Source organism: Acinetobacter lwoffii, assembly GCF_024129355.1.
GTDB classification, from domain to species: Bacteria; Pseudomonadota; Gammaproteobacteria; order Pseudomonadales; family Moraxellaceae; genus Acinetobacter; species Acinetobacter lwoffii_I.
On sequence record NZ_JAMXXP010000006.1, the window covers coordinates 1 to 24094 of the forward strand.

Consider the following 24094-nt stretch of genomic DNA (forward strand, 5'->3'; position numbering starts at 1 on the left):
CTTGTTTAGCTGCACAATAACTGAAGCCAGCATCGGTTTTAAAATTTCTATGTTTTTTTGCTCGAGCATAGCGACAAACAGGAATAGGAAAGCCATCAATAAAATGAATATTATCGTGCATAAAGGTTTTTCTAATCTTGGTCATAATTTGCTGATTAACTTGCCATAAATTTGCACAGTGTTTACAGAAATTAGGATAAGAACCTAATTTTGGAAACCAGTCTAAGTAATTGTGTTTAAAATATTTCCAGATATTTTTATCAGAATCCAATCCTAAAAATTCACCTACAATTTGTATAGTAATTATTTCAATATCGGTTAAAGCTGGAGGAAATCCTCTCGTTCTTAATGGCTTTGTGACGATAAGTGAATAGCAAGAATCTATGAATAAATACACAGAAATGATAAATTCGTAAATGGACATAACACGAGGTAGTTTTCTTGGTCGAAATCTAAATTGTGTTATGTCCTTTTTATTTCAATAGTTTAGAAAGTTGAGATTCGCGTTTAAATTTTAATAAAAAATATTAAATATATTGTGGTGGAATGAATTAAATAATAACAATAGATCATTCATGGTTAAAAGTAGACTATATATAGTTTCTTGCTTTTAAATAGAATTTATCTGAAAACTAAAGGCAAGTTATTACAATCTCAGCTCATTAATTAAGCTCTAACTATATTTCGATACATAGTTTCTAGTGATTAAAAAATGGTCAATATTAGATAACAAACTATAATATTTGTTTATTTATGTAATAAATTTGCGATATATTGTACAGAATATTTCAATTATTATACAAAATATACATATTGAAACCATATTGCTTTGTTCGTAGAATGCAGAAATTTTCATCTTTAATTTATTTTTTTAATGGGGTTGTTATGCATCATATTTTAAAAGGGACTTTAATTTCTGCGCTATTTTCTGTGTCGGTCACTTCACAGGCAGCAGTATTTAGTAGTTATAATGAAGAAGGTAGTTTTTTCCGTAGTCATTTGAATAGCGCTTTATCTGAAAACCTCATTACTCAGTTTAAGGACAAAGCTGATTCAAAGGATGGAGTTTTATATTTACTTGAACAAGCCCGCTTATTACAAGTTAACCATCAATATGAAGAAAGCCGAGATTATTATAAGCAAGCCTTTACGCTGTTAGAAAAACAAAAAAATCGGGCCAAAATTAGTGTGTCCCGAATGGGGTTTAAGGCTCTTGCCATGGTCAGCAATGACTCTGTAGTGCCTTATCTGGTACCAGCACATGAGCAGGTGCTGGCGCATATTTCCCAAGCTAAAAACTATATTTTCTTAAAGGATCTGGAAGCTGCTGCGGTAGAAATGCGCGTGGCTCAGGGCCTCCAGCGTGAAATCGAATTGTTGCACCAAAAAGAACTAGAAAAGAAAAAAGACAAAGTAGCTAAAAACACGGAAGCAGAGAAGAATCTAAGTGTGCTGGATGAAGCTTTTGTCGGTCTGGACCCCATAGCCGGCAAGATTAAGAACAGCTATCAGAATGCCTACGCTTTTTATATGGCAGCCAATTTATGGGAAACCTTGGGTGAATACAATGATGCCTTGGTTGATTATAAGAAAGCTTATGAGTTACAACCAGATAAGCAAATTTCCGAAGACGTGAAACGTCTGGATCAACTGGTCACACAGCATAAGAAGGGTAGTGTCCCGGTGATTGTATTTATCGAACAGGGAATTGTACCGCAAAAGGTGGAAAATAAAATTGATGTCCCTACACCGGGCGGTTTAATCAATATTGCTTTTGCGACCTATGAACCAAGTACCTATGTGATACCAACTAGCCTGAAAGTGAAAGTCAATAATAAAGCTTTACAAGACAGTTATGTGATTAGTGATATTGGTGCTTTGGCCGTCAAGGACCTCAAAGAAAAAATTATGGCGAATGTGAGCAGTCAGGTGCTGCGCGCCACTGCAAAATATGCCGCACAAAAAGAACTTGGTAACCAGTTTGGTGTGTTTGGTCAACTTGCCGGTAACGTCTTAAATATGGCGACTGAGCGTGCTGACTTGCGTGGCTGGAGTACCTTGCCGAGTAATGCCCAGATTGCGCGCTTAAATTTAACGCCGGGCAAACATAATTTACAACTTTCTAGCGGGAGTGTATCTAGCTCTCCGGTCACCCTAGATGTGAAAGCCAATCAAACAGTGTTTGTCTATGCCCATCATGTTAATGACAAAATTACGGCTAGTGTAAGCACCATTCCACATTAATCATAAATAAGGGAACAATATGAAACGTCAATTTAGCTTTGCTGTACTTGGTTTAGGGGCGCTGTTCATGGTGGGTTGTACCGCACCGAATGCCTTATCTACCCAAACCAATGCCAATAATGAAATGAGTATCCGCACCATTACCAATAATCCGGTATTAACTACGGAAGTCTTTGTGGAACGTGTGAATATGAGCTTGGTTGGTGATTTAAAGCGTGCTTCAATCGCGATCAAAAACCGCCGTTTTAACAATAAAGATTTTAGCTACAAGATTGTTTGGGTGGATGCACAAGGTGTGGAAGTTAATCCTGAAGGTGCCATCTGGAAGCCGATCCAGTTAACCGGACGTGAAACCAAAGGTGTGCAGTCCTTGGCGCCAAATCCATCTGCTGTTGATGTTGTTGTGTATTTGAAAAAATAAGAGAGACTTGAAATGAACGCAAAATTGATTTTCGCCGCATTGGCAACTACGACACTGCTTAGTGGCTGTGCCTCTACTGGTTCAGTAAGTTATGGTGATGCCCAAGCAGTCGAAACCTTAACCACAGACTTTGGTTCAACTGACTTGCAAATGATTGCAGCCAAAATGGTGGATGACATGTTGATGTTCCCGCCAGTGGTGCAAATGACCCAAAACCGCCGTCCGGTCATTGTCCTTGATCGGATTCATAACAAAACCCAGGAACATATCGATACCGAATCGATTACTGACAGTATTCAGAACAAACTAATCAATTCTGGAAAATTTCGTTTTGTTGATATGAAATCGGTGAATGCGGTGGCACAGCAGCTAGCTTATCAAAAGCAAAGCGGTATGGTGAACCAGTCAACAGCAGTACGTGCCGGTGGTCATATTGGTGCCGAATTTATGCTAAATGGCAACTTGTCGAGTATTGTGAAGAATGCCGGTGGCAAGAGTGATGTGTATTACAAGTTCACTTTTAAATTGCAAAACCTGCAAACTGGTATCGTAGAGTGGACTGGCGAGAAAGAAATCCGTAAGGCAGGCAAACGCTCGACTTTTGGTCTGTAATTTCAATGAAGGTCACTGTGCTTTTGGCACAGTGACTGTAGAAGAATATAATATGAAAAAAATATTACTTGCAGGCCTGTTGTCTGGATTGTTGAGCGCTCCGGCCTTTGCAGCCATTAAAGAAGTGGTTAAAGAAGCCAGTGGAAGTGGTCCAACTCAACACCAGGCGATTTCTGAAGCCTTATTAATTGCTGTGCAATCGGTAAATGGTGCTTCAGTTTCTTCCCAAATGAATTATGAAGAGACTGTTTCTGTATCGGTGAATAATCAGGGCTGGAGTTATAACGGTAAAGTTTCACCAGTTTTTAGTGTGGCAAATCAAGGTTCAGGTTCAGTGACCAAGTTTCAGGTGCTGAGTGTGACGGGTGCAAAAAATAATTACCGTGCCAAAGTTCGCGCACATGTGGTGAAGTTTGAATCGACTGTACAAGACCAGCATTTGCGCAGGATTGCAGTATTGCCATTCCAGATGGCCGAGAAAAATAACCGACTGGCCAATGACACATCTGCCTATGAGTTTAGTCAGGAATTATCCGACACTTTAGGAAATTATCTGGCTCAAAGCGGACAGTTGAGTGTGGTAGATCGTCATTATCTGGATGAAATGCAGTCTGAAAATGCATTCCTGTATTGGGATGGTGCACCGCATGAGCTGGCGCGTATCGGTCAGAAAGTTGGAGCAGACTATTTACTGGTGGGACGAATTAATGATCTGTCTAGTGCCAGCCATCAGCAAATGTATGGTTTGAATGCCGGCGCTGAACAAGTGCGTTTAAGCTGGCGTGTCATTGAAGCCAATACCAGTAAAGTGGTAGCAGCGGGCACTTTCAATCGAACTCTGTCTAATTTAATGACACAGAATATTCTGACCAATAGTTTAAATGACAGTACGGCGGATAAAATTGCTCAGGGCTTAAACCCGGAAATTTTACAGGGCTTAAAATTACAGCCTGTACAGTCGCAGACTGGTCAATCTTATGATTCATCACCGGGCTATGAAATGACGCCAGGTTCAAGCGATCAACCTGTAAAATGGTAAGTTAATATTAGTTCGAATGATTTTTAACACATAAAGAATCTCTGACCTAAATGCAGGGATTTTTTATGTGTCGCTTTACAAGTAGCTCAAGCCTGCTGAAATTTCAGCTGACGTAACTGGCGGGCATGTTGCAAGGTGGTTTCACTAATCTCTACACCGCCTGTCATTCTTGCAAGCTCCTGAATAATTTCATTTTCCTCAAGGTCAATGATTGTGCTGCTGGCAGGATCAGTCTGCTGTTTTTTTACCAGTAGATGCTGATCAGATTGTGCTGCCACTTGTGCCTGATGGGTAATACACAGAATCTGTACATGCTGGGCCAGATCGGCCAGTAAACGCCCGACAATCTCTGCGGTACCACCACTAATCCCGACATCAATTTCATCAAAGACCAGCACTTCAGCTTCGGTTTTTTCCGCATTCATGACTTGCATCACTAGCGCAATACGCGAGAGTTCACCGCCTGATGCAACCCGGGCCAAAGGCTGTGCCGGAATGCCTTTATTGGCAGTAAACAGCAATTGAATAAAGCTGAGACCTTCACTAGAGGGATGCTCCAAAGGCTCAAACTTGAACTCAAAATGTGCTTCAGGCAATGCCAGTTGTTTGACCTGCTCAGTGAGCTGCTTGGCCAACGGTGCTGCGGCTTCACGGCGAATCTGATCCAGATATTGGGCTTTATCCAGAAACTCCTGATAAGAAACCGCGACCTGTTCAGCCAGTGTTTCCGGATCTTCCAGTTGATGCAGCTGTTCTAATTCGGTTTGCCAGGCTTCATATTCTTCTTTGAGTAATTCTGGCTGGGTACGATATTTACGTGCCAGACGATGGAAGATTTCTAAAGTCGAATTTAGTACTTCCATGCGTTCCGGATCAAAACTCTGCCGATCCATAAACTGGCGTAAATTCGCTGCTGCATCTTCAAGTTCGCTTTGGGCATTCAGCAGGGAGGTGTAAATTCCGGAAAGCTGTTCGCTACGACCGGCATGTGATTCCATGCGACGTAGAATGGAAGCCAGTTCTTGGGAAATATTCTGTTCAGCTTCATCCAGCACATTCAGGCTATACACACAGTCTTGCATGATAGCTTCATGATGCGAGAGCCGATCAAATTCCTGCTCAATTTCCGGATAATCCGTCTGAACAATTTCTTCCAGTTCTTCGAGTTGCAGCTCAAGGGTTTCCAGACGCTGCTTGCGTGTCGCTTGTGCATCCAAAGCTGCCTGATGCTGGCGGATATTTTTTTGCCAAGTGCTATAGGCATCACGTACGACTTGAGCCGGCGCATAAAAATGATAGTAACGATCCAGCCAGTGCTTCGGATAAGGCGGTTCTAATAATTGTTGCTGACTATGCTGGCTATAGAGTTGTACCAGTAAACGCCCAATTTCTTTCAGTTCAGACAGGCTGCTCGGACGTCCATTGATCCAGGCCTTGCTGCGGCCAGTGGCAAAAATTACACGGCGTAAATGAATTTCACCTGACTCATCATCCAGCTCATGTTCTTTTAACCAGGCGGCTTCAGGACTGTGTTCCTGATAGCTGAAACTGGCAGTGACATCGGCTTTTTCTGAGCCATAACGCACATAATTGGTATCGGTTCGCTCACCCAAACAGGCAGACAATGCATCCAGTAACAGGGATTTACCTGCACCGGTTTCACCGGTTAAAACGTTAAAACCTTTATCAATATCAATAGCAAGATGTTCAGCTAAAGCAAAATTGATCAGAGTTAAATGTGTCAGCATAAACGCATCCGGGCTGCGAAAAGTTTGATTGAAATAGCCTGATGTTGGATTGGGGTCACAACATGGCTGTGATTATTATAAATCAGGACGAATCAATTTCATTCTATCTTAAATTTTAACGATTCATATATGCTTATTTCACTGTATTTTCGCAAGAAGCTGACTCAGAAGTCCGTTAATTCACTGCTGATTTTCATATTTTTGACATCCCCAATCTTTAAATTAATGACTCAATTCAGCTTATTTCAAAAGAGAATGCACAAATCGAAACTGAAGCTCATCTACCAGCAAAATACAGGCCAAAACATCCTACAAATAGAAGGGATTCAGCGATACAGAATATTTTATCGGCGTCGATAAACTTCGATTGATTAGTTGAGGGTGCACATTTAAACTACAGCAATCAAAATATTACAAAATGCTTTATCTGGAGAAATCGCATGTCAGCTCAGTTTGATCATGTATCGGTACTTAAAAAATCTAATGTATATTTCGGCGGGTTGTGTATTAGTCACATTGTACAATTTGAAGATGGGACCAAGAAAACGTTGGGTGTCATTCTGCCATCAGAAAATGCCTTGACCTTTGAAACACATGTTCCTGAGCGCATGGAAATTGTTTCAGGTGAATGCCGTGTTCAGATTGGCGATAGCGAAGAAAGTGAGCTGTTCCGTGCGGGGCAGTCTTTCTATGTGCCGGGCAATAGCCGTTTTAAAATCGAAACCGATGATGTGCTGGACTATGTCTGCCATTTTGAAGGTTAAGTCCAGATTCAAGATCAGTGCAAACCGGGCAAGAAATTTCAGTGCGAATCGGTTAAACTAATCAGCTATAGAAATCCTGTGAAGTCAGCTTTACGGGATTTTTCTTTTGTATATAACTAATCTAGAGGTCGTTCATGGCAAAACCTGAATATTTTTATGGCGTACATTCAGTGGAGTCATTGTTAGAGCTTGAGCCTGAACGTGTCTTGACATTATTCACTCTCAAAGGACGCGATGATCAGCGTTTAAAGCGTGTACTGGAACTGGCTGAACCGTTTGGGATCAGTGTGCAGCAAGCCAGCCGTGACAAACTGGAGAAACTGGCCGGGCAACCGTTTCACCAAGGTGTGGTCGCTGCGGTACGTGCACATCCGACCCTGAATGAAAAAGATCTTGAGTCATTATTGAGTGCGAATCCTCAAGCATTGTTATTGGCTCTTGATCATATTACCGATCCGCACAATCTCGGTGCCTGTATCCGTACAGCCGCTGCAATGGGCGTTGAGGCAGTGATTGCGCCACGTGATCGTTCTGCAACTTTAACCCCGACAGCACGTAAAGTGGCTGCTGGTGGTGCGGACAAAGTCAAATTCATTCAGGTGACCAATCTGGCGCGTACTTTGGGTCAAATCAAAGAAGATTTTAATGTTCGTGTGGTTGGTACCATGCTGGATGAAAAAGCGCTGCCGATTCAGAATTTTGATTTTACCGGTACCGGGGTTTGTGTGGTGATGGGTGCGGAAGATACCGGCCTACGTCCAATTACCCAAAGCCAATGTGATCAGACCGTGTATATCCCGATGGCAGGTAATCTGCAAAGTCTGAATGTCAGTGTGGCTACAGGTATGGCACTGTATGAAGCCTGCCGTCAGCGTAACCTTTAATTGATGATGGCATTGTCAGACCGTACCCAAGGCTATGTTTTTTTAGTTGTTACCATGTGCATCTGGGGCGGTTTTACCTTAACGGCCCGCCTGAATGCACTTTGGCAGATCAGTGCCTGGGATATTGTGGCCTTGCGTTTTTCTCTGGCCTTCCTGATTCTGATGCCGATCTTGCTCTATCGTAAAGAGGCCGCTTTTTTACTGAAAAAAGAGCCTTTTATTTTAGCGATGATTGGTGGGGTGATTTACTGCCTGTTTGCCTATAGCGCTTTTCACTACGCACCTACCGCCCATGCTGCAATTTTCTTGAATGGCTGTATTCCAATCTGTACCGCGATTATGGCTTTTTTTCTGATGGGGCAGGCTTTTGATAAACATACCTGGGCCAGCCTGATCATTATGATCGTAGTACTATGTCTCATGAGTATGCTGATGTATAGGGAAACTGGTGTGGCCTTTGGAGCAGGAGACGGGCTGTTTTTTATTAGTGCTATACTTTGGGCGATTTTTACCGTTTTATTGCGTAAATATCAGCTAACTGCATGGCAGGCAATGTGTGGTGTCGCGATCTGGTCGGCAGTGGTTTATGTGCCGATTTATCTGCTATTTTTACCGAAAAACCTGAGTGTGCCTGAACCCGAGCATTTACTGTTTCAGACCATTTTTCACGGCATATTTGTGGTGATTATTGCTACTTTAAGTTATGTAGAAGCCATCAAGCGTCTTGGTGCATTTAAGGCAGGCAGTATTACCAATCTTGCACCTTTTATTGCGGCAATTCTGGCTGTACCTTTATTAAATGAAACTTTAAGTCTGGCCATGGTGTGTGGCCTGATGGGTATGGCAGTTGGGGCCTTACAGCCGTGGCGCTGGTTACAGCATCAGGACAGTCTAAGCCGAAAATTAGCAGAACAAAAAAAACAGTCTTAATCAGACTGTTTTTTTTATGCTTCAGCTGGCTGCCATGTTTAAATATTTTTGATGTAATAGTCTGAGATGAGCATAGAGATGATCCAGATGACCATCATTTAGGACAATATCATCGGCCATGGTCTGCTTTTGTTCGCGGGACATTTGGGCAGCAATGATATTGCGAATTTGTTCGATATTCTGGCCGTCACGTTGTGAGGCCCGCTCAATTTGCAGTTCGATGGTGGCGTCAATCAGTAAGGTGTGCTGGGTGAGTTCGTGCTGATTGGTCTCAAATAGTAGTGGTGAAACCAGAATGGCATAGGGACTTTGCGCAGCATGTAGTTGCTGGATAATGGAAGTACGAATTGCCGGATGGGTAATACTTTCCAGAGTTTTGCGTGCTTCAGGAGACTGGAAGATATATTCACGCAGGGCACGACGATTCAGTGAGCCATCGGCAAGCAGTACCCAATCGCCAAAAGCCTGCTGAATCTGGGTCAGTGCAGGCTGCCCAATTTCAACTACTTCACGCGCAACGACATCGGCATCGACCACGATTATGCCTTGTGCTTCAAACCACTGACTGGCAGCAGACTTGCCACTGCCAATCCCGCCGGTTAAACCGAGTACAAATTTCAATTTACTGACCTAAATACACTTTCATAATTTGTTCACCCCAAAGAAAAGCGATCCAACCGGCAATAGCAATATAAGGACCAAAAGCAAAAGGCTGATTTTCCTTGCGAACTTTTAGCAGAATGATGCCAATAATCGCACCTACCAGGGAAGACAGCAGCACAATTAAAGGCAGTAATAATGGACCCATCCAGGCACCCAAAGCCGCAAGCAATTTAAAATCGCCATAACCCATGCCTTCCTTGCCGGTGATGATTTTAAACAGGTAATACACTATCCATAGACATAAAAAACCAATGATATACCCCCAGATGGCTGAGCTTGGTGAGGTATAGAGTGCATAACTATTTACGCCCAGACCTAGCGCGGCCAAGGGCAGAGTATAACGGTCCGGCAATAGCTGGGTGTCGAAATCAATAAAAGTGAGTGCAATCAGCACATAAGTCAGGATCAAGCCAAACAGCATTTGCATGGTTGGGCCAAATACTGCTACGACAAGCAGTGCACAAACTGCCGTCAGAATTTCAACAAATGGATAGCGGATGCTAATGGAATTCTGGCAGTTGCTACATTTCCCGCGCAGGACCAGCCAGCTGATAACTGGGATATTCTGGTACCAGCGAATTGGCTGATGACATTTAGGGCAAGTCGAAGCGGGTTTGCTTAAACTTAATTTCGCTTCATCAATCACCGGCTGTTCCGGATGCAGGAACATCTGGCAATCGGTACGCCATTCCTGTTCCATCATCTTGGGAGTGCGGTAAATCACTACATTCAGAAAGCTGCCGATACATAAACTAAAAAGCCCAACTGCGATATACAACGCCGTTGGGTTTTGAATAAAATATTGAATAAGATCTTGCATTAAACCACAGAACCCATTTGGAAGATTGGAAGGTACATAGCAATCACCAGACCACCAACAAGCACACCGAGAACAGCCATAATGAGCGGTTCCATCATTGAAGTTAAGCCGTCAACTGCATTGTCGACTTCATTTTCATAATGCGTGGCTACTTTATCCAGCATGGCATCTAGTGCACCCGATTCTTCACCAATTGCGACCATTTGGATGGCCATGGAAGGAAACTTGTTGGTGACCCGCATAGCAAACTGCAGCTGTTGGCCTGTGGCAACATCTTCACGGATTTTCATCACGGCATCTTCATACACCACATTATTAGTGGCGCCGGCAGTAGATTCCAGTGCATCAATCAAGGGTACACCGGCTGCGAAAGTCGTGGCGAGGGTACGGCTATAACGTGCAATAATCGCTTTATACACCAGATCACCAAAAATCGGTGCTTTGAGTGCGGCCTTATCCAGAAAATCACGGAATTTTTTACTACGTTTCTTGGCTTCAAGAAAAGCGGTAATCAAAGCGCCAATGGCAATAATCAGCAGGAACCAATATTTTTGCATCCATTCCGACATATTGACTACCATTTTGGTGAAAGCAGGCAGGTCGGCGCCAAATGAAGAGAATAAGTCCTGGAAAACCGGTACCACTTTAACCATCAAGATAATGGTAACAATCAGGGCGACCACAACCACCGCAGCCGGATACTTCATGGCTTTTTTGATTTTTTGCTTGAGCAGTTCGCTTTTTTCTTTATAGATTGCGACCCGATCCAGCATGGTTTCTAGCGCACCGGATTGTTCACCAGATTCGACCAGTGAACAGAACAGGTTGTCGAAATATTGTGGGTATTTGCGCAGTGCACCGGCAAAGGTATTACCGCCTTCTACTTCACCTTTAATTCCCAGTACAACTTCACGCATCGCTGGATTTTCCAGACCTTCTGCGACAATTTCAAAGCCTTGCACCAGTGGCACACCGGCTTTCATCATGGTCGCCAACTGTCGGGTAAAAATCGTAATATCTAGTGTACTAACACGTTTTTTCATCAAGCCTTCGAGAATATTTTTTTTCTTTTCCCGAATGGTCTTGATGCTGATGCCTTGTTTTCGCAGGGTGACCTTGGCCAAAGCCATATTTTTTGCTGGCAATTCCCCCTTGATCTTTGCCCCCTTACGATCAATTCCTTCATAGCTGAAGATCGGCATCATCTGGCCTTTCTTTACTGCTGCCATACCTTTATCCTTATTTTAGATCAGCATCCGATCATTCGCTGGTGACACGATTGACTTCCTGTAAAGAAGTCACCCCCTGCATCACCTTGATTAAACCTGACCGGCGTAAATTGTTAAAACCTGCACGTGCGGAAGCATCGGCAATTTCAAGTGCATTACCGTCCTCCATAATAATTCTGGAAATTTCGGGCGTTACTTTCATAACTTCATAAATACCGACACGACCTTTATAGCCTTCGCGACACTCATTGCAGCCCACCGGTTCATAAATTTGGAACTCAGGTTGCTGCAAGTCGGTTTCGGTAAAACCCATCTCCAGTAAGCTTTGTTTCGGAATATCGGCAGGTTTTTTACATTGTGAACACAAACGACGTGCCAACCGTTGTGCAATGACCAGGTTGACTGAAGTGGCAATATTGAAAGAAGGCACCCCCATATTGCGTAAACGGGTCAAAGTCTCAGGCGCACTATTGGTATGCAGCGTCGACATCACCATATGACCGGTCTGCGCAGCTTTAATCGCAATCTCGGCAGTTTCCAGATCCCGGATCTCACCGACCATGACGATATCCGGGTCTTGACGTAAGAAGGACTTCAGTGCGGCAGAGAAGGTCAGGCCAACTTTATTATTAACGTTGACCTGATTAATCCCTTGCAAGTTAATCTCGACCGGATCTTCCGCTGTGGAAATATTGGTATCTTCACGATTCAGGATATTCAAACCGGTATAAAGTGAAACGGTTTTACCGGAACCTGTTGGACCAGTGATCAGGAGCATGCCTTGCGGTTTGTCCAGCGCTTGCATAAAAAGGTCTTTTTGTTCCGGTTCATAACCTAGCGCATCAATTCCCAACATCGCGCTGGAGGGATCCAGAATCCGCAGTACCAGCTTCTCACCAAACAGGGTAGGGAGAGAGTTGACACGGAAATCAATGGCTTTATTTTTAGAAAGTTTTAATTTAATACGACCATCTTGCGGTACCCGTTTTTCAGAAATGTCCATTTGCGACATGACTTTAAGACGCGAAGACAAGCGATTTGCCAGCTGTAGTGGTGGTGTTGCAATCTGGCGTAGCACCCCATCAACCCGGTACCGTACTCGATAGATTTTTTCATAAGGTTCAAAGTGTAGATCCGAAGCACCCATACGAATCGCATCGATGAGTAACTTATTTATATATTTGACAATTGGTGCTTCATCACCTTTATTGCTTTCATCCTCTTCTTTATTCGGATCAGCAGATTCGACATCAACATCCAGATCAAATTCTTCATCAAACTCAAACGTGCTTTCTTCAGTAAAATTCTGCTCGATCAGTTTTTCAAGTTTATTGTGTTCAACAATAATGGTTTCAATATTGAGTTTAGTCGAAAAACGGACTGCATCGATCGCTTCGATATTGGTCGGGTTGCTGGTCGCAACATATAAAATACTGGAATTTTTAAAAATCGGCAGGATGCGATACTTGGTAATCAGCTTTTCATCAATCGCATCCCGCAAAATTTGGGCAGGATCATAGGCACTGATATCAAACAGCGGTTCGCCAAATTCAACTGAAATCGTTTCAGCAATGATGGTCGGAGAAAGCTGCTGCTGGTTAATTAACTCAGCCACAATATCGACTTTTTCTTGTTTGGCATGCGCCAACGCACTGCGCATATCTTCAGCCGAGATGACGCCTTCCTCGACCAAACGACGAATAAATCCGGTAAATCTTGGCGACCCCTGTAATGCTGTCATGCTATAAATGCCTACTCATCAAATTCTTTTAATTGCTATACTAAAATTATACGTTTGTTACGTAAAAATACCATAGCCAAGAGTGCCGCTAGCTTCCTCATCTCCAGTAAAAGCATGAACTGGTTAGAAGAAGTCCCCATTTTTTTAAGTGATAACAAAAAATAACCATTTTGGATAGTCTAAACCGAGAATGAGTGATAAGAAAACTATTCTTTTAATTTTCCAATTCCGTGTAGAATGTGCCCAATTCAAAATATGTAAATGAAATAGGTTAATTATGTCGGTTTCGACGATTACCCCTTGGGTGATAGGTAACTGGAAAATGAATCCGGTGCAGGCAGAGGCATTGAGCTTGGTGCGTGGTATTAAGAATTTGCTGGAAACTGCGCCAATTGCCGAAGATCGATGTTATTTAGGTGTGGCACCGATTGCCATTGCCTTAAGTCAGATTCAGGCAGAGCTGTCATCTGCGGTTCGTCCGATTTATACTGTAGCACAAGATGTTTCACGTATTTCAGGAACGGGTGCCTATACCGGTGAAGTCAGTGCTGAATTACTCGCAGACAGCCAAATCCAGTATGTACTGGTAGGTCATTCTGAACGCCGTGAAATATTTGCAGAAAATGCTGATATTTTAAATGCTAAAATCAAGAATGCTTTAAGTGCTGGTTTGACGGTAATTTATTGTATCGGTGAAAGCCTGGAACAACGTGAAGCAGGGCAGGCAGAAGCTGTAGTATTGCAACAAATTTGTGATATCGCTGCTGTGGTTGAAGCCGAACAATGGAAAAATATCGTGATTGCCTATGAGCCGATCTGGGCGATTGGTACAGGTAAAACAGCTTCTCCTGAAGATGCGCAGGCCATGCATGCACAAATCCGTCAAGGTTTAAGCCAGATTACGGGCTATGGCGAGAGTATGGCGATTTTATATGGTGGTAGTGTCAAGCCGGAAAATGCAGTAGAGTTAGCAGCCTGCCCAGATATCAATGGGGCATTGGTCGGTGGTGCATCACTCAATGCTGAGTCGTTCCATAAAATTGCTCATGCATTTGCAAATACACAATAATTAGGAGTTCAGCATGCAAACTTTTGTGCTGGTAGTACATATTATCTTAGCTGTTTTGATGATTGTCTTGATTTTGGTTCAGCATGGTAAAGGTGCAGATGCTGGTGCCTCTTTCGGCGGCGGTGGTGCAGCGACAGTATTTGGAGCTTCAGGTTCGGGTAATTTCATGACCCGTTTAACTGCGATTTTTACTGCACTGTTCTTCGTGACCAGTCTGACTTTGGCGATTTTGGCCAAGCAACAAACCTCGAATGCCTATAGTTTGGGATCTGTTCAGTCTGCGCCGACCGTACCTGTGCAATCGAATGAAACTTCACCAACTGCACCAGAAACGACCGAATAGTTTTAATTAATCCTTTCTTTTTTTCAGTGATGCGACTAGAATGCGTCACAGCTGCGGTGGTGGTGGAATTGGTAGACACGCTACCTTGAGGTGGTAGTGCTTTCGGGCGTGGGGGTTCAAGTCCCCCCTTCCGCACCAACTTATAATCCAGAAATTTAAGTTGGTGTATGCAGCTGAAAAACTTCTATTGATGCGGGATGGAGCAGTCTGGTAGCTCGTCGGGCTCATAACCCGAAGGTCGTTGGTTCAAATCCAGCTCCCGCTACCAATCAATCCTTTTTAAAGACGCAAACTTTCAAGAGGCAGCTTAAACCAGTATTAAGCTGAGAAATATAATTTGCATGTTGTTGCGGGATGGAGCAGTCTGGTAGCTCGTCGGGCTCATAACCCGAAGGTCGTTGGTTCAAATCCAGCTCCCGCTACCAATCTTTTAAAGATGCAAACTTTAAAAGCAGCTTGGAATATTAAGCTGAAAGTTTTTGTACGCTGATGCGGGATGGAGCAGTCTGGTAGCTCGTCGGGCTCATAACCCGAAGGTCGTTGGTTCAAATCCAGCTCCCGCTACCACTTTTTCAGCGACAGATGACAAATATGCAGAATGATGTGGTTTTGATTGAAAAGTTCTCATCTTTTGTATATAATTTTTGCACGTTGATGCGGGATGGAGCAGTCTGGTAGCTCGTCGGGCTCATAACCCGAAGGTCGTTGGTTCAAATCCAGCTCCCGCTACCAAGTTTCTAAAAAGAGGCTCACAACAAGGTGGGCCTTTTTGCACAGTGGGATTTGAAAAAATCTTAAATTGTGCATTAATTGGGGCGATTTACGCCCTTTTTTATTGGCTATCGTGTAGTGTCGACATTATTTGGTCAAATCTCCATGTTTCACTACTACTATATATAGTTTGTATTGGTTTGTAGTGGTCAAATAGATCATAAAATCGCACCAGATGACGAGAGTAAATGAAGCTATCAAATAAAACTCAAGCACTTCAGGACTTGATTGCACCAGCAGTTGAAGCCTGTAATGTAAACCTTTGGGGGATTGAATTCCTGCCACAGGGTAAATGTTCGTTATTACGTATCTACATCGACAAGCCAGTCGATGAGAGCGTTGCACCAGCAATCAATGAAGATGGTGAAGAAGAGCAGGGGCGTGGTATTGGCGTTCAGGATTGTGTGCGTGTCACGCAGCAAGTGGGCGCAATGCTGGATGTTCATGATCCGATCTCGGGTGAATATTCACTTGAAGTATCTTCGCCAGGCTGGGACCGTCCATTCTTCCAGCTCGAGCAGATGTCAGGCTATATCGGTCATACCGTAGCACTACGTTTGATCAGTGCGGTAGATAACCGTCGTAAATTCCAGGCCAAACTGGTTGCTGTCGATCTTGAAAATGAAATGATTCAGGTTGAAGTAGAAAAGCAACAGGTATTGGAGATCGACAGTCACAATATCGATAAAGCAAATTTGGTCTTCCAAGATTAATTTAATAAATAAAAATTTAACGAATAGGTGACGTATGGCACGTGAAATTCTGACCGTCGTTGAAACGGTTAGTAACGAAAAAGGTGTACCTCGTGAAGCGATCTTTGAAGCGCTTGAGCAAGCTTTAGTTGCTGCGACAAAGAAAAAATTCTACGAAGGAACACATTCGGAAGAAGCACGTTTACGTGTGGAAATCGATCGTAAAACAGGTGACTATCGTACTTTCCGTCAGTGGGAAGTGGTTGCAGACGAAGACCATGAAATGCCAGCTTGTCAGGATGCCATCTCTGATGTCGATCCGGCAAAATGGTCGATTGGCGACATTCGTGAGCTTGAAGTGGAATCGATTGACTTCGGTCGTATTGCAGCGCAAATTGCCAAGCAAGTGATCGTACAGAAGATCCGTGAAGCAGAACGTGCACTTGTAGCCGATGCTTACGAATCGAAAGTCGGCGAGCTGATTTACGGTGAAGTGAAAAAACAAACCAAAGACGGTTTTATCATTGACCTAGGTGACAATGCTGAAGCGTATCTTGCTCGTGAAGAAATGATTCCGAAAGAAATCCTTCGTCCGAAGCAACGCGTGAATGCGATTCTCTTCAATGTCAACCGTGAAGGTCGTGGTGCGCAGTTACAACTGTCACGTGCTAAACCGGATATGCTGATTGCATTGATGAAGAAAGAAATCCCTGAGATTTCTGAAGAAATCATTGAAATTAAAGCGGCGGCTCGCCAACCAGGTGTTCGTGCTAAAATTGCAGTGAAAACCAATGACCACCGTATTGACCCGGTGGGTGCTTGTATTGGTATGCGTGGTACTCGTATTCAGGCTGTACAGCAAGAGCTCAATGGCGAGCGTATTGATGTGGTAGTTTGGTCGGATGATCCTGCGCAATATATCGCAAGTGCATTGGAACCAGCAGATGTATCGAGTATTGTCATCGATGAAGATGCACGTACTGCAGACATCATTTTCGCAACCAGCGACCAGCTGGCACGTGCGATTGGTTCACAAGGTCAGAACGTTCGTCTGGCATCTGAATTGACTGGCTACAAGCTGGACATGATGCTGGAAGAGGAATACTACGCCCGTCAACAAAACGAAGCGCAACAATATTTAGACATGTTTGTTACCCGTCTGGATATCGCGGAAGATTTGGCGATGGCATTGGTAGAAATGGGCTTCACCTCGCTTGAAGAAATTGCTTATGTCCCTGCAGAAACGTTTGATGAAATCGAACTGGATGCGGAACTGGTTGAACTACTGCAAAGCCGTGCGAAAGAAATTGCACTTGCTGATGCATTACAACAGCAAGAGAACATACAAGCGCCAAGTGAAGAACTTGTTGCAATGGAAGGCATGACAGTAGAGATCGCGCAAGCGCTAGCAGCTCGTGGTGTGGTAACAGTGGATGATTTAGCAGATCAGGCGACTGACGATATCGAAGATATTGAAGGTTTGGGTGCTGAGAAAGCAGGTCAACTCATTATGAAAGCGCGCGAATCATGGTTTAACTAGGAGGTAGTATATGACGGACAAGTCGATTAAAGAGTTAGCCCTCAATGTGGGTCGTCCAGTTGAGAAGCTCCTAGAGCAGGTTCGTGAGGCAGGTTTACCACAGCGTAAAGCTGACGATATTATTACCACCGAACAACAAGACAGCTTGATGAGCCATGTGAAAAAGTCACAGGGTTCAGAAAGCCAAGCAGGGCAAATCACGTTGAAACGTAAAACGACTAGTACGGCTAAAGTAGCCAGTACTTCAGGTAAGGCGAAAACGATTAATGTAGAAGTTCGCAAGAAGCATACATTTGTTAAGCCGGATCCAGAACAGATCAAAGCAGAAGCATTGGCGAAAGCCAAGGCTGAGCAACAGGCCAAAGCTGCGCCTGAACAGAATACAGCGCAAGCTGCTTCTGCTGAAGCTCCAAAAACTGGCGTAAATAACGCGAATAAAGCTTTAGAGGCGATGCGTGCTGCTGCAAAGCAAACCAGCGACAAGCAAGAAGTTTCTAAAGCTGCAGTTGTGGTAAAACGCAAATCAACCAACAAGCCGATTGTGAAGCAAGTTGTTAAACCAACTGAAACCGCTGAACAGAAAAAGGCACGTGAAGCAGAAGCAGCAAAATTAAAAGCTGTTGAAGAAGCGGCACGTCGTAAAGCGGCTGAAGAAGCGCAGCAACGTACGCTTGAACAAATGCGTCAAATGGCGTCCAAGTACACCGCGGAAGATACCACTGCAACGATTCGTGTTGTTGATGATTCTCCTCTGGCTGCCGGCCTTGTTGGTCAGGCATATGAAGACTCTTTTGCCAAAGAAGACCGCGAAATCAAACGTGGTACGAATACGCCGAGCGCGCGTGCACCTAAGAAAGGTGGTCGTCGTGGTCAGGAAGAGCAAAGCTTCAGCAAACAGCCTAAGCGCGGTTTAAAAACCAGTCAGGGCAACAAGCACGGCTTCGAAAAACCTGTGAAAAAACAGGTTTACGATGTTGAAATCGGTGAAACGATTGTCGTTGCTGACTTGGCTGCGAAAATGGCAGTTAAGGTTCGTGAAGTGATTAAATCACTCATGAAAATGGGTGAATTGGTTACTCAGAACCAGGCGATTGATCAAGAAATTGCTGCACTTGTTGTTGAGGAAATGGGCCATAACCCGGTACTGGTTTCTGATACACAAGCTGAAGATAACTTGCTTGAAGCAGCTGAAGAAGCACGTGGTGCGCAATCTACGCGTGCGCCTGTTGTTACCATTATGGGTCACGTTGACCATGGTAAGACATCGCTGCTTGACCGTATTCGTCGTGCCAAAGTGGCTGCTGGGGAAGCGGGCGGTATCACACAGCATATCGGTGCTTACCATGTAACTACTGATAAAGGTATGATTACATTCCTTGATACTCCGGGACACGCAGCATTTACTGCAATGCGTTCACGTGGTGCGAAAGCAACAGATATCGTGGTTCTGGTTGTTGCAGCAGATGATGGTGTAATGCCACAAACTGCAGAAGCAATTGACCATGCACGTGCTGCAGGTACACCAATCATTGTTGCAATCAACAAGATGGATAAAGAATCTGCTGATCCAGATCGCGTATTGAATGAATTGACTGTGAAAGAAATCGTGCCAGAACAATGGGGTGGTGACGTTCCAGTGGCAATGGTTTCTGCACATACTGGTCAAGGTATTGATGAACTTCTTGATATTATTTCGATTCAAGCTGAACTTCTAGAGCTTAAAGCATCGGAAGAAGGCGCTGCACAAGGTGTCGTAATTGAAGCACGTGTAGACAACAGCCGTGGTGCGGTAACGTCTATTCTGGTTCAAAACGGTACATTGAAAGTAGGTGATCTCGTTCTTGCCGGTTCATCTTATGGTCGCGTTCGTGCGATGACGGATGAAAATGGTCAGCGTATCAAATCTGCAGGTCCTTCGATTCCAGTGGAAATTCTGGGTCTTCCAGAAGCGCCAATGGCTGGTGACGAAGTTCTTGTGGTGAGCGACGAGAAGAAAGCACGTGAAGTTGCCGATGCGCGTATGGATCGTGAACGTCAAAAACGTCTTGAGCGTCAATCTGCAATGCGTCTTGAAAACATCATGGCGTCTATGGGCAAGAAAGATGTACCTATCGTGAACGTTGTGTTGAAAACTGACGTACGCGGTACCTTGGAAGCATTACACGTTGCACTTGCTGAGCTTGCGACTGACGAAGTTAAAGTACGTATCATCGGTTCTGGTGTAGGTGCGATTACTGAGTCTGACGTGACACTGGCTGAATCTTCAGAAGCAGTTCTACTCGGCTTTAACGTACGTGCGGACAATGCTGCGCGTCAAAAAGCAGATGCAGACAGTATCGACATTCGTTATTACTCAATCATCTATCAATTGATTGATGATGTGAAAGCAGCAATGAGCGGTAAGCTTGCACCTGAACATCGTGAAACGATTCTGGGTGTTGCACAGGTACGTGAAGTATTCCACTCAAGTAAATTCGGTGCGGCTGCAGGCTGTATGGTGCTTGAAGGTGTATTACATCGTAACAAACCGATTCGCGTATTACGTGATGACGTGGTTGTGTTCCAGGGTGAGCTTGAATCTCTTCGTCGCTACAAAGAAGTGGTTGAAGAAGTTCGTGCCGGTATGGAATGTGGTCTTGCGGTGAAAGGCTATAAAGACATCAAACCTCTCGACAAGATCGAAGTGTACGATGTTCAACTGATTAAACGGAGTCTTTAATGGCGGGTAGTCAACGTCTGAAGCGTATGGCGGATACAGTACAACGCGAGTTGTCAGAACTGATCCGTCAGGAGCTGAAAGATCCACGCTTAGGTGGTCTGGTGACCATCTCTGCGGTGAAGGTGAGCCCAGACCTGGGATATGCGGAAGTTTATGTCACTGTAATGGGACGTGAACTTGGCGACGAACAAAGCGAAGCGGCAAATAAAGAAACTCTGGATGTATTAAACAAAGCATCCGGTTTCCTGCGCCATGAGCTGAGTCGTCGTATTAAAACCCGTATTACGCCTCGTCTACGTTTCCATTATGATAAGACCAATGCATATGGTAACTATATGTTTGGTTTGATCGCTGAAGCTGTGAAGGACTTGCCTGAAGCAGAAGCAAAAAAAGACGATGAATAAGTCTTAGGACTAAAAAAGCCACCTTCGGGTGGCTTTTTTATCTCTCTATTTTGAGATTTAAGAAAATTTGAATTGCTTGCTCAATTAACCTAAATCATCATTGCGATTGATTTTCTTTTCATAAAAAGCACGGCGACGTGAGCGCTGCCAAGGCAGAGGGCGTTCCAGCGTTTCCGGAACCTCGCCACTCAAAGAGCGTAAACGCAAATGCAATGCAGCCTGTGCCATCAGGTTGGCAGATACCGGTGCGGTAATGAAGGCGAACAGGGTGATGAGCACTTCAGCAAAACCGAAACGGCCATATATGGCCGAAAACAGAATTGAGGCCATCAAAAAGCTGCCCAGGCCCAAAGTACTGGATTTGGTCGGGGCGTGCAGACGCATAAACAGATCGGGCAGACGGACCATACCGATCCCGCCGACCAGCATAAAGAAAGCACCAATCAATAAAAAAATCGACACCAGTATTTCTAAAATTAAGGACATTTAAAAACTCCTAGTCGATCACATGGCCAGTGGTGAAATAACGTGCCAAGGCTGCAGTCGAAACAAAGCCAAGCATCGCAACCAGTAAGGCCCCTTCAAACAGGAAGCTGCTACTCCAGTAAATCCCTAAAATGACAATCAGACAGGTGGCATTCAGGAACAGGGTGTCGAGTGCCAAGAGCCGGTCAACGATAGAAGGGCCAGTGATGAGCCGGATCAGGCAGAGTAACATCGAGACAGTGATAGCACCCAGGCAAATCATTAATGCATAAGGCAGAATAGTCATGCTTTTTCTCCTGTCTGTGCGCTGAAAATTTCAATCAGAGGCTGTTCGTAGCGCTGTTTGATCGTTTCGATTTCTGCTGCTTCATCCTCTGTGCTTAAGGCATGAACCAGAATATCACCACGATCCTGATCAATGCCTGCAGATACTGTACCGGGCGTTGTGGTAATGATCATTGCCAGCAAGGCATTGACTTCCTCATGCTCGGTTTCCAAAGGCACGCGAAACCATTTTGGATGCAGGTTCTTGGTTGGACCAAGTACCAGTTTTGCGACTTTAATATTGGCTACTACAATATCCCAAACCACGACAAAGAACAGGCGCACGGCAGGAGCCCACTGGATATTCGGGGTATAGTCAATAAAAGGTGCAACCATTTTCGGAATGACAATCGCCAGAACCAGCGCGAAAAGCAATGTTCCAGCTTCCAGATTATGTGCCAGTAGAATCCAGCTTAGCCCAACGATCACAGAAACTAGCGGATGCGGGAACCAACGTTGCAGGAATGATACAGCCATTAAGGTCCCTCCACCGGTTTAAGTTGATTATCATCATATCTGTTTTGTTCAACATACTGCTGATCAATCTGGCGTTGCTTGAATTCAGAAATATTTTCACCTTCCAGAGTGGCTTCCGAAATCGTATAAGGAACCAGATGTGCATTCGGATCGACTGTCTCACCACCGTACTTGGTTTCAGGTAAATAGCTTGGATCAAAAGGTTGCACACTGATAAACTGGCCTTCTGCATCGCGTTTTAACAAGGCAGCTTCATAAACCGGATTATTTTTAATCTGTTCTGCAGTCTGATAATTATATTGATAGATCGGTCCGGCAAACACCACATAGGCAGTCAGGCCAGCAAGCAATAGATAGATTACACGATCATTACGTGCCGGTGCCTTACTTGGTAGGGCTTCGTATTTGTGAAAATCTTCAGAATTAAGGTCATCCTCAGGTCTGGTCGAACGCCAGAACAGCACGAAACCAACCCGGGTAAAGGCCAGAATACTGAGGAAGCTTACCAATAAAATGGTCAGGATAATAATCATCTGATAGTCTGAATTGGCAGAAGCCTGCAAAATAAAGACTTTACCGAAGAAACCACTAAACGGTGGCAGGCCGGCCATCATCAAGGCAATGATGAAATAGACAATCGAAACCAGCTTGTTCTGTTTCATCAGTGGCGCGATTTTAAAGTGATCCTTAAATTCGCCGCGCTGTGAGGTAATCCAGCCTGACAGGATATAAAAGGCTGCGCCAATCAGGGTACTGTGCACCATATAATACAATGCACCGGCCCAGGCTGCAGTTGTATTCATGCCGATTGCTACCAGAATTGTTCCGACTGAAGACAGCACCATAAAGCCGATAAAACGGCGCAGACGTTCTGTGCCGATTGCGCAAATCACGCCATAAACCGACGTAATCAGACCAATCACCAGCAGGCAATTCATCAGGATCTGGTGGCTGTATTCATCATCAAAAACAGTTCCATTAATCCGTAAAATTGCATACACCCCGACTTTGGTCATGATGGTAAAGAGTGCTGCCACAGGTGTGGTGGCTACGGCATAGGTTTTGGGTAACCAGAAGCCAAGCGGTAGCATCGCCGCTTTAATTCCGAACACGACAAACAGCATTAATCCACCAGCAACCGCCAGCTTGTGCTGATCTTCAGCGAGGGTAGGCATCAAGCGGGCCACATCTGCCATATTCAGACTGCCGACACTGCCATAAATCATCCCGAGTCCAATCAGGAATAGGGCAGAAGCAAACAGATTAATGGTGACGTAGTGGATTCCCAGCTGGAAACGGGCCTTGCCTTGTCCATGTAGCAGTAGTACATAGGATGCCATCAACAAGATTTCAAAAAACACGAACAGGTTAAACAGGTCACCGGTCAGGAAGGCACCGGTCAAACCCATCAGCAGGAAATGCACCATGGCATGGAAATAACGCCCACGCATATCCCATTCTTTACTGGCATACCAGAGCACCGGCACTGCAAGGGCATAGGTCAAAACCAGCATCATCGCAGAGAGCTGATCGAGAACCAGTACAATACCAAAAGGTGCGACCCATTCGCCCAGCGTATAAACATTGATCTGACCCTGACTACTGTCTACTAAATAGCTGACAGCAATGATCAGGCCCAAGATACTCGAGACATAGCTGATACCCCGACGCCAGGGCTGACGCCAGTCCGTCACCAGAGAGCCTGAACCCGGGTTGCCTAAAAGAACCAGGACAAAAGCGGTAAAGGCCGGTAAAAGAATACCGAAAATAGGGGTATGTTGATTCCAGAAATTGAGAAGATCAGTCATTAAGGCTCATCCTCGCGCGGGTCAAGATTTGGTATTTCTTCTTTGGAGTCAACGTGGTCTGTTCCTGATTCGTAGCGGCTACGCAATGCCAGTTGGACAATAAAGGCAGTGGTGGCAAAGCCAATCACGATGGCTGTCAGCACCAGTGCCTGAGGAAGGGGATCGGTCACTTTCGAGGCTTCAGTCAATACTGCAGGCGAATTCATCTGAATTCGGCCCATGGCAAATAAAAACAGGTTGACTGCATAACCAATCATGGCGAGACCCAACACTACCGGGAAGGTACGGGCACGCAGGATCAGATAAATGCCTGTGGCCGTCAGCAGGCCAATCGCAGAGGCTAATAAAAATTCTAAACTGATCATT

General features: G+C 44.5%; 24 protein-coding genes and 5 tRNA genes. 18 read left to right on the forward strand and 11 right to left on the reverse strand.

What is annotated here, in order from left to right:
- Window positions 1-424 (reverse strand): transposase family protein (locus NI468_RS04995; RefSeq protein ID WP_478244144.1); only part of this gene is annotated, 424 nt, incomplete at its 3' end.
- A 461-nt stretch (window positions 425-885) separates the two neighbouring features.
- Here NI468_RS04995 and NI468_RS05000 point away from each other — a divergent pair.
- Genes NI468_RS05000 through NI468_RS05015 form a run of 4 tightly spaced genes read left to right on the forward strand, consistent with a single transcriptional unit; the run spans window position 886 to window position 4316 of the window.
- Window positions 886-2244, forward strand: coding sequence for a COG3014 family protein (locus tag NI468_RS05000; protein ID WP_034438391.1), 1359 nt, complete (start codon window positions 886-888; stop codon window positions 2242-2244).
- Between the two features lie 19 nt (window positions 2245-2263).
- A complete protein-coding gene (locus tag NI468_RS05005) occupies window positions 2264-2665 on the forward strand; it encodes a YcfL family putative periplasmic lipoprotein (protein WP_005248406.1) in 402 nt (133 codons plus the stop codon).
- 12 nt (window positions 2666-2677) lie between these two features.
- Entirely contained in the window at window positions 2678-3277 is a 600-nt protein-coding gene (gene lpoB, locus NI468_RS05010; RefSeq protein ID WP_005108476.1) for a penicillin-binding protein activator LpoB, read from the forward strand.
- A 52-nt stretch (window positions 3278-3329) separates the two neighbouring features.
- Complete coding sequence (locus tag NI468_RS05015; RefSeq protein WP_005108477.1) at window positions 3330-4316, forward strand: CsgG/HfaB family protein; 987 nt, start codon at window positions 3330-3332, stop codon at window positions 4314-4316.
- Window positions 4317-4402: 86 nt separating this feature from the next.
- Here NI468_RS05015 and recN read toward each other — a convergent pair whose 3' ends face one another.
- Window positions 4403-6064 carry a DNA repair protein RecN gene (gene recN / locus NI468_RS05020; RefSeq protein WP_253100393.1) on the reverse strand — a complete coding sequence of 554 codons (1662 nt, stop codon included), beginning with the start codon at window positions 6062-6064 and terminating at the stop codon, window positions 4403-4405.
- A gap of 440 nt (window positions 6065-6504) precedes the next feature.
- Here recN and ppnP point away from each other — a divergent pair, with 440 nt between their 5' ends.
- The 3 genes from ppnP to NI468_RS05035 all read left to right on the forward strand — a co-directional run bounded on the left by ppnP (window position 6505) and on the right by NI468_RS05035 (window position 8642).
- The gene (gene ppnP / locus NI468_RS05025) at window positions 6505-6828 is read left to right on the forward strand and encodes a pyrimidine/purine nucleoside phosphorylase (protein ID WP_004281089.1); all 324 of its coding nucleotides are present in this window, start codon (window positions 6505-6507) and stop codon (window positions 6826-6828) included.
- Window positions 6829-6962: 134 nt separating this feature from the next.
- Window positions 6963-7712 (forward strand): 23S rRNA (guanosine(2251)-2'-O)-methyltransferase RlmB, encoded by a 750-nt coding sequence (rlmB, locus tag NI468_RS05030; RefSeq protein WP_005101440.1) that lies wholly within the window; start codon window positions 6963-6965, stop codon window positions 7710-7712.
- 6 nt (window positions 7713-7718) lie between these two features.
- Window positions 7719-8642: a DMT family transporter gene (locus NI468_RS05035; RefSeq protein WP_005108480.1), complete on the forward strand. Its 924-nt coding sequence runs from the start codon at window positions 7719-7721 to the stop codon at window positions 8640-8642.
- A gap of 21 nt (window positions 8643-8663) precedes the next feature.
- Here NI468_RS05035 and coaE read toward each other — a convergent pair whose 3' ends face one another.
- Genes coaE through pilB form a run of 4 tightly spaced genes read right to left on the reverse strand, consistent with a single transcriptional unit; the run spans window position 8664 to window position 13095 of the window.
- Window positions 8664-9263, reverse strand: coding sequence for a dephospho-CoA kinase (gene coaE / locus NI468_RS05040; protein ID WP_253100396.1), 600 nt, complete (start codon window positions 9261-9263; stop codon window positions 8664-8666).
- A gap of 1 nt (window position 9264) precedes the next feature.
- Entirely contained in the window at window positions 9265-10125 is an 861-nt protein-coding gene (locus NI468_RS16260) for a prepilin peptidase (protein WP_276534265.1), read from the reverse strand.
- A complete protein-coding gene (locus NI468_RS05055; protein ID WP_247143108.1) occupies window positions 10125-11354 on the reverse strand; it encodes a type II secretion system F family protein in 1230 nt (409 codons plus the stop codon). Before NI468_RS05055 ends, NI468_RS16260 begins: the two co-directional genes overlap by 1 nt.
- Before the next feature lie 31 nt (window positions 11355-11385).
- Window positions 11386-13095: a type IV-A pilus assembly ATPase PilB gene (pilB, locus tag NI468_RS05060; RefSeq protein ID WP_253100399.1), complete on the reverse strand. Its 1710-nt coding sequence runs from the start codon at window positions 13093-13095 to the stop codon at window positions 11386-11388.
- Between the two features lie 277 nt (window positions 13096-13372).
- On the opposite strand from pilB, the gene tpiA reads away from it, so the two are divergent.
- The 11 genes from tpiA (at window position 13373) to NI468_RS05115 (ending at window position 20633) form a co-directional block, all read left to right on the forward strand.
- Window positions 13373-14164 (forward strand): triose-phosphate isomerase, encoded by a 792-nt coding sequence (gene tpiA / locus NI468_RS05065; RefSeq protein WP_253100402.1) that lies wholly within the window; start codon window positions 13373-13375, stop codon window positions 14162-14164.
- 13 nt (window positions 14165-14177) lie between these two features.
- Window positions 14178-14507: a preprotein translocase subunit SecG gene (gene secG, locus NI468_RS05070; RefSeq protein ID WP_005248398.1), complete on the forward strand. Its 330-nt coding sequence runs from the start codon at window positions 14178-14180 to the stop codon at window positions 14505-14507.
- A gap of 53 nt (window positions 14508-14560) precedes the next feature.
- Window positions 14561-14645: transfer RNA gene (locus NI468_RS05075), tRNA-Leu, on the forward strand.
- 53 nt (window positions 14646-14698) lie between these two features.
- Window positions 14699-14775: transfer RNA gene (locus tag NI468_RS05080), tRNA-Met, on the forward strand.
- Between the two features lie 80 nt (window positions 14776-14855).
- Window positions 14856-14932, forward strand: a tRNA-Met gene (locus NI468_RS05085).
- A 65-nt stretch (window positions 14933-14997) separates the two neighbouring features.
- Window positions 14998-15074: transfer RNA gene (locus NI468_RS05090), tRNA-Met, on the forward strand.
- 88 nt (window positions 15075-15162) lie between these two features.
- Window positions 15163-15239 (forward strand) — tRNA-Met (locus NI468_RS05095).
- A gap of 227 nt (window positions 15240-15466) precedes the next feature.
- Window positions 15467-15991, forward strand: a complete 525-nt coding sequence (rimP, locus tag NI468_RS05100) for a ribosome maturation factor RimP (RefSeq protein ID WP_004281103.1) — start codon at window positions 15467-15469, stop codon at window positions 15989-15991.
- A 34-nt stretch (window positions 15992-16025) separates the two neighbouring features.
- Complete coding sequence (nusA, locus tag NI468_RS05105; protein ID WP_004281105.1) at window positions 16026-17510, forward strand: transcription termination factor NusA; 1485 nt, start codon at window positions 16026-16028, stop codon at window positions 17508-17510.
- A 10-nt stretch (window positions 17511-17520) separates the two neighbouring features.
- A complete protein-coding gene (gene infB / locus NI468_RS05110) occupies window positions 17521-20229 on the forward strand; it encodes a translation initiation factor IF-2 (protein WP_086044369.1) in 2709 nt (902 codons plus the stop codon).
- Complete coding sequence (locus NI468_RS05115) at window positions 20229-20633, forward strand: ribosome-binding factor A (RefSeq protein WP_064102366.1); 405 nt, start codon at window positions 20229-20231, stop codon at window positions 20631-20633. The genes infB and NI468_RS05115 overlap by 1 nt, the downstream gene beginning before the upstream one ends.
- A gap of 84 nt (window positions 20634-20717) precedes the next feature.
- Here NI468_RS05115 and NI468_RS05120 read toward each other — a convergent pair whose 3' ends face one another.
- Genes NI468_RS05120 through NI468_RS05140 form a run of 5 tightly spaced genes read right to left on the reverse strand, consistent with a single transcriptional unit; the run spans window position 20718 to window position 24093 of the window.
- Complete coding sequence (locus tag NI468_RS05120) at window positions 20718-21119, reverse strand: Na+/H+ antiporter subunit G (protein ID WP_086044370.1); 402 nt, start codon at window positions 21117-21119, stop codon at window positions 20718-20720.
- Between the two features lie 10 nt (window positions 21120-21129).
- Window positions 21130-21405 carry a monovalent cation/H+ antiporter subunit F gene (locus NI468_RS05125; protein WP_064094624.1) on the reverse strand — a complete coding sequence of 92 codons (276 nt, stop codon included), beginning with the start codon at window positions 21403-21405 and terminating at the stop codon, window positions 21130-21132.
- A complete protein-coding gene (locus tag NI468_RS05130; RefSeq protein WP_004281112.1) occupies window positions 21402-21920 on the reverse strand; it encodes a Na+/H+ antiporter subunit E in 519 nt (172 codons plus the stop codon). The genes NI468_RS05125 and NI468_RS05130 overlap by 4 nt, the downstream gene beginning before the upstream one ends.
- Window positions 21920-23728 carry a monovalent cation/H+ antiporter subunit D gene (locus tag NI468_RS05135; RefSeq protein ID WP_086044371.1) on the reverse strand — a complete coding sequence of 603 codons (1809 nt, stop codon included), beginning with the start codon at window positions 23726-23728 and terminating at the stop codon, window positions 21920-21922. The genes NI468_RS05130 and NI468_RS05135 overlap by 1 nt, the downstream gene beginning before the upstream one ends.
- Window positions 23728-24093 carry a Na+/H+ antiporter subunit C gene (locus NI468_RS05140; RefSeq protein WP_004281114.1) on the reverse strand — a complete coding sequence of 122 codons (366 nt, stop codon included), beginning with the start codon at window positions 24091-24093 and terminating at the stop codon, window positions 23728-23730. Before NI468_RS05140 ends, NI468_RS05135 begins: the two co-directional genes overlap by 1 nt.
- Between the last annotated feature and the right edge of the window lies 1 nt (window position 24094).

Bases quoted from the DNA above. Each gene is read 5' to 3' on its own strand.
- NI468_RS05000 (WP_034438391.1), top strand. From the start codon at position 886: ATGCATCATATTTTAAAAGGGACTTTAATTTCTGCGCTATTTTCTGTG.
- NI468_RS05005 (WP_005248406.1), top strand. From the start codon at position 2,264: ATGAAACGTCAATTTAGCTTTGCTGTACTTGGTTTAGGGGCGCTGTTC.
- lpoB (WP_005108476.1), top strand. From the start codon at position 2,678: ATGAACGCAAAATTGATTTTCGCCGCATTGGCAACTACGACACTGCTT.
- NI468_RS05015 (WP_005108477.1), top strand. From the start codon at position 3,330: ATGAAAAAAATATTACTTGCAGGCCTGTTGTCTGGATTGTTGAGCGCT.
- recN (WP_253100393.1), bottom strand. From the start codon at position 6,064: ATGCTGACACATTTAACTCTGATCAATTTTGCTTTAGCTGAACATCTT.
- ppnP (WP_004281089.1), top strand. From the start codon at position 6,505: ATGTCAGCTCAGTTTGATCATGTATCGGTACTTAAAAAATCTAATGTA.
- rlmB (WP_005101440.1), top strand. From the start codon at position 6,963: ATGGCAAAACCTGAATATTTTTATGGCGTACATTCAGTGGAGTCATTG.
- NI468_RS05035 (WP_005108480.1), top strand. From the start codon at position 7,719: ATGGCATTGTCAGACCGTACCCAAGGCTATGTTTTTTTAGTTGTTACC.
- NI468_RS16260 (WP_276534265.1), bottom strand. From the start codon at position 10,125: ATGCAAGATCTTATTCAATATTTTATTCAAAACCCAACGGCGTTGTAT.
- NI468_RS05055 (WP_247143108.1), bottom strand. From the start codon at position 11,354: ATGGCAGCAGTAAAGAAAGGCCAGATGATGCCGATCTTCAGCTATGAA.
- pilB (WP_253100399.1), bottom strand. From the start codon at position 13,095: ATGACAGCATTACAGGGGTCGCCAAGATTTACCGGATTTATTCGTCGT.
- tpiA (WP_253100402.1), top strand. From the start codon at position 13,373: ATGTCGGTTTCGACGATTACCCCTTGGGTGATAGGTAACTGGAAAATG.
- secG (WP_005248398.1), top strand. From the start codon at position 14,178: ATGCAAACTTTTGTGCTGGTAGTACATATTATCTTAGCTGTTTTGATG.
- rimP (WP_004281103.1), top strand. From the start codon at position 15,467: ATGAAGCTATCAAATAAAACTCAAGCACTTCAGGACTTGATTGCACCA.
- nusA (WP_004281105.1), top strand. From the start codon at position 16,026: ATGGCACGTGAAATTCTGACCGTCGTTGAAACGGTTAGTAACGAAAAA.
- infB (WP_086044369.1), top strand. From the start codon at position 17,521: ATGACGGACAAGTCGATTAAAGAGTTAGCCCTCAATGTGGGTCGTCCA.
- NI468_RS05115 (WP_064102366.1), top strand. From the start codon at position 20,229: ATGGCGGGTAGTCAACGTCTGAAGCGTATGGCGGATACAGTACAACGC.
- NI468_RS05120 (WP_086044370.1), bottom strand. From the start codon at position 21,119: ATGTCCTTAATTTTAGAAATACTGGTGTCGATTTTTTTATTGATTGGT.
- NI468_RS05125 (WP_064094624.1), bottom strand. From the start codon at position 21,405: ATGACTATTCTGCCTTATGCATTAATGATTTGCCTGGGTGCTATCACT.
- NI468_RS05130 (WP_004281112.1), bottom strand. From the start codon at position 21,920: ATGGCTGTATCATTCCTGCAACGTTGGTTCCCGCATCCGCTAGTTTCT.
- NI468_RS05135 (WP_086044371.1), bottom strand. From the start codon at position 23,728: ATGACTGATCTTCTCAATTTCTGGAATCAACATACCCCTATTTTCGGT.
- NI468_RS05140 (WP_004281114.1), bottom strand. From the start codon at position 24,093: ATGATCAGTTTAGAATTTTTATTAGCCTCTGCGATTGGCCTGCTGACG.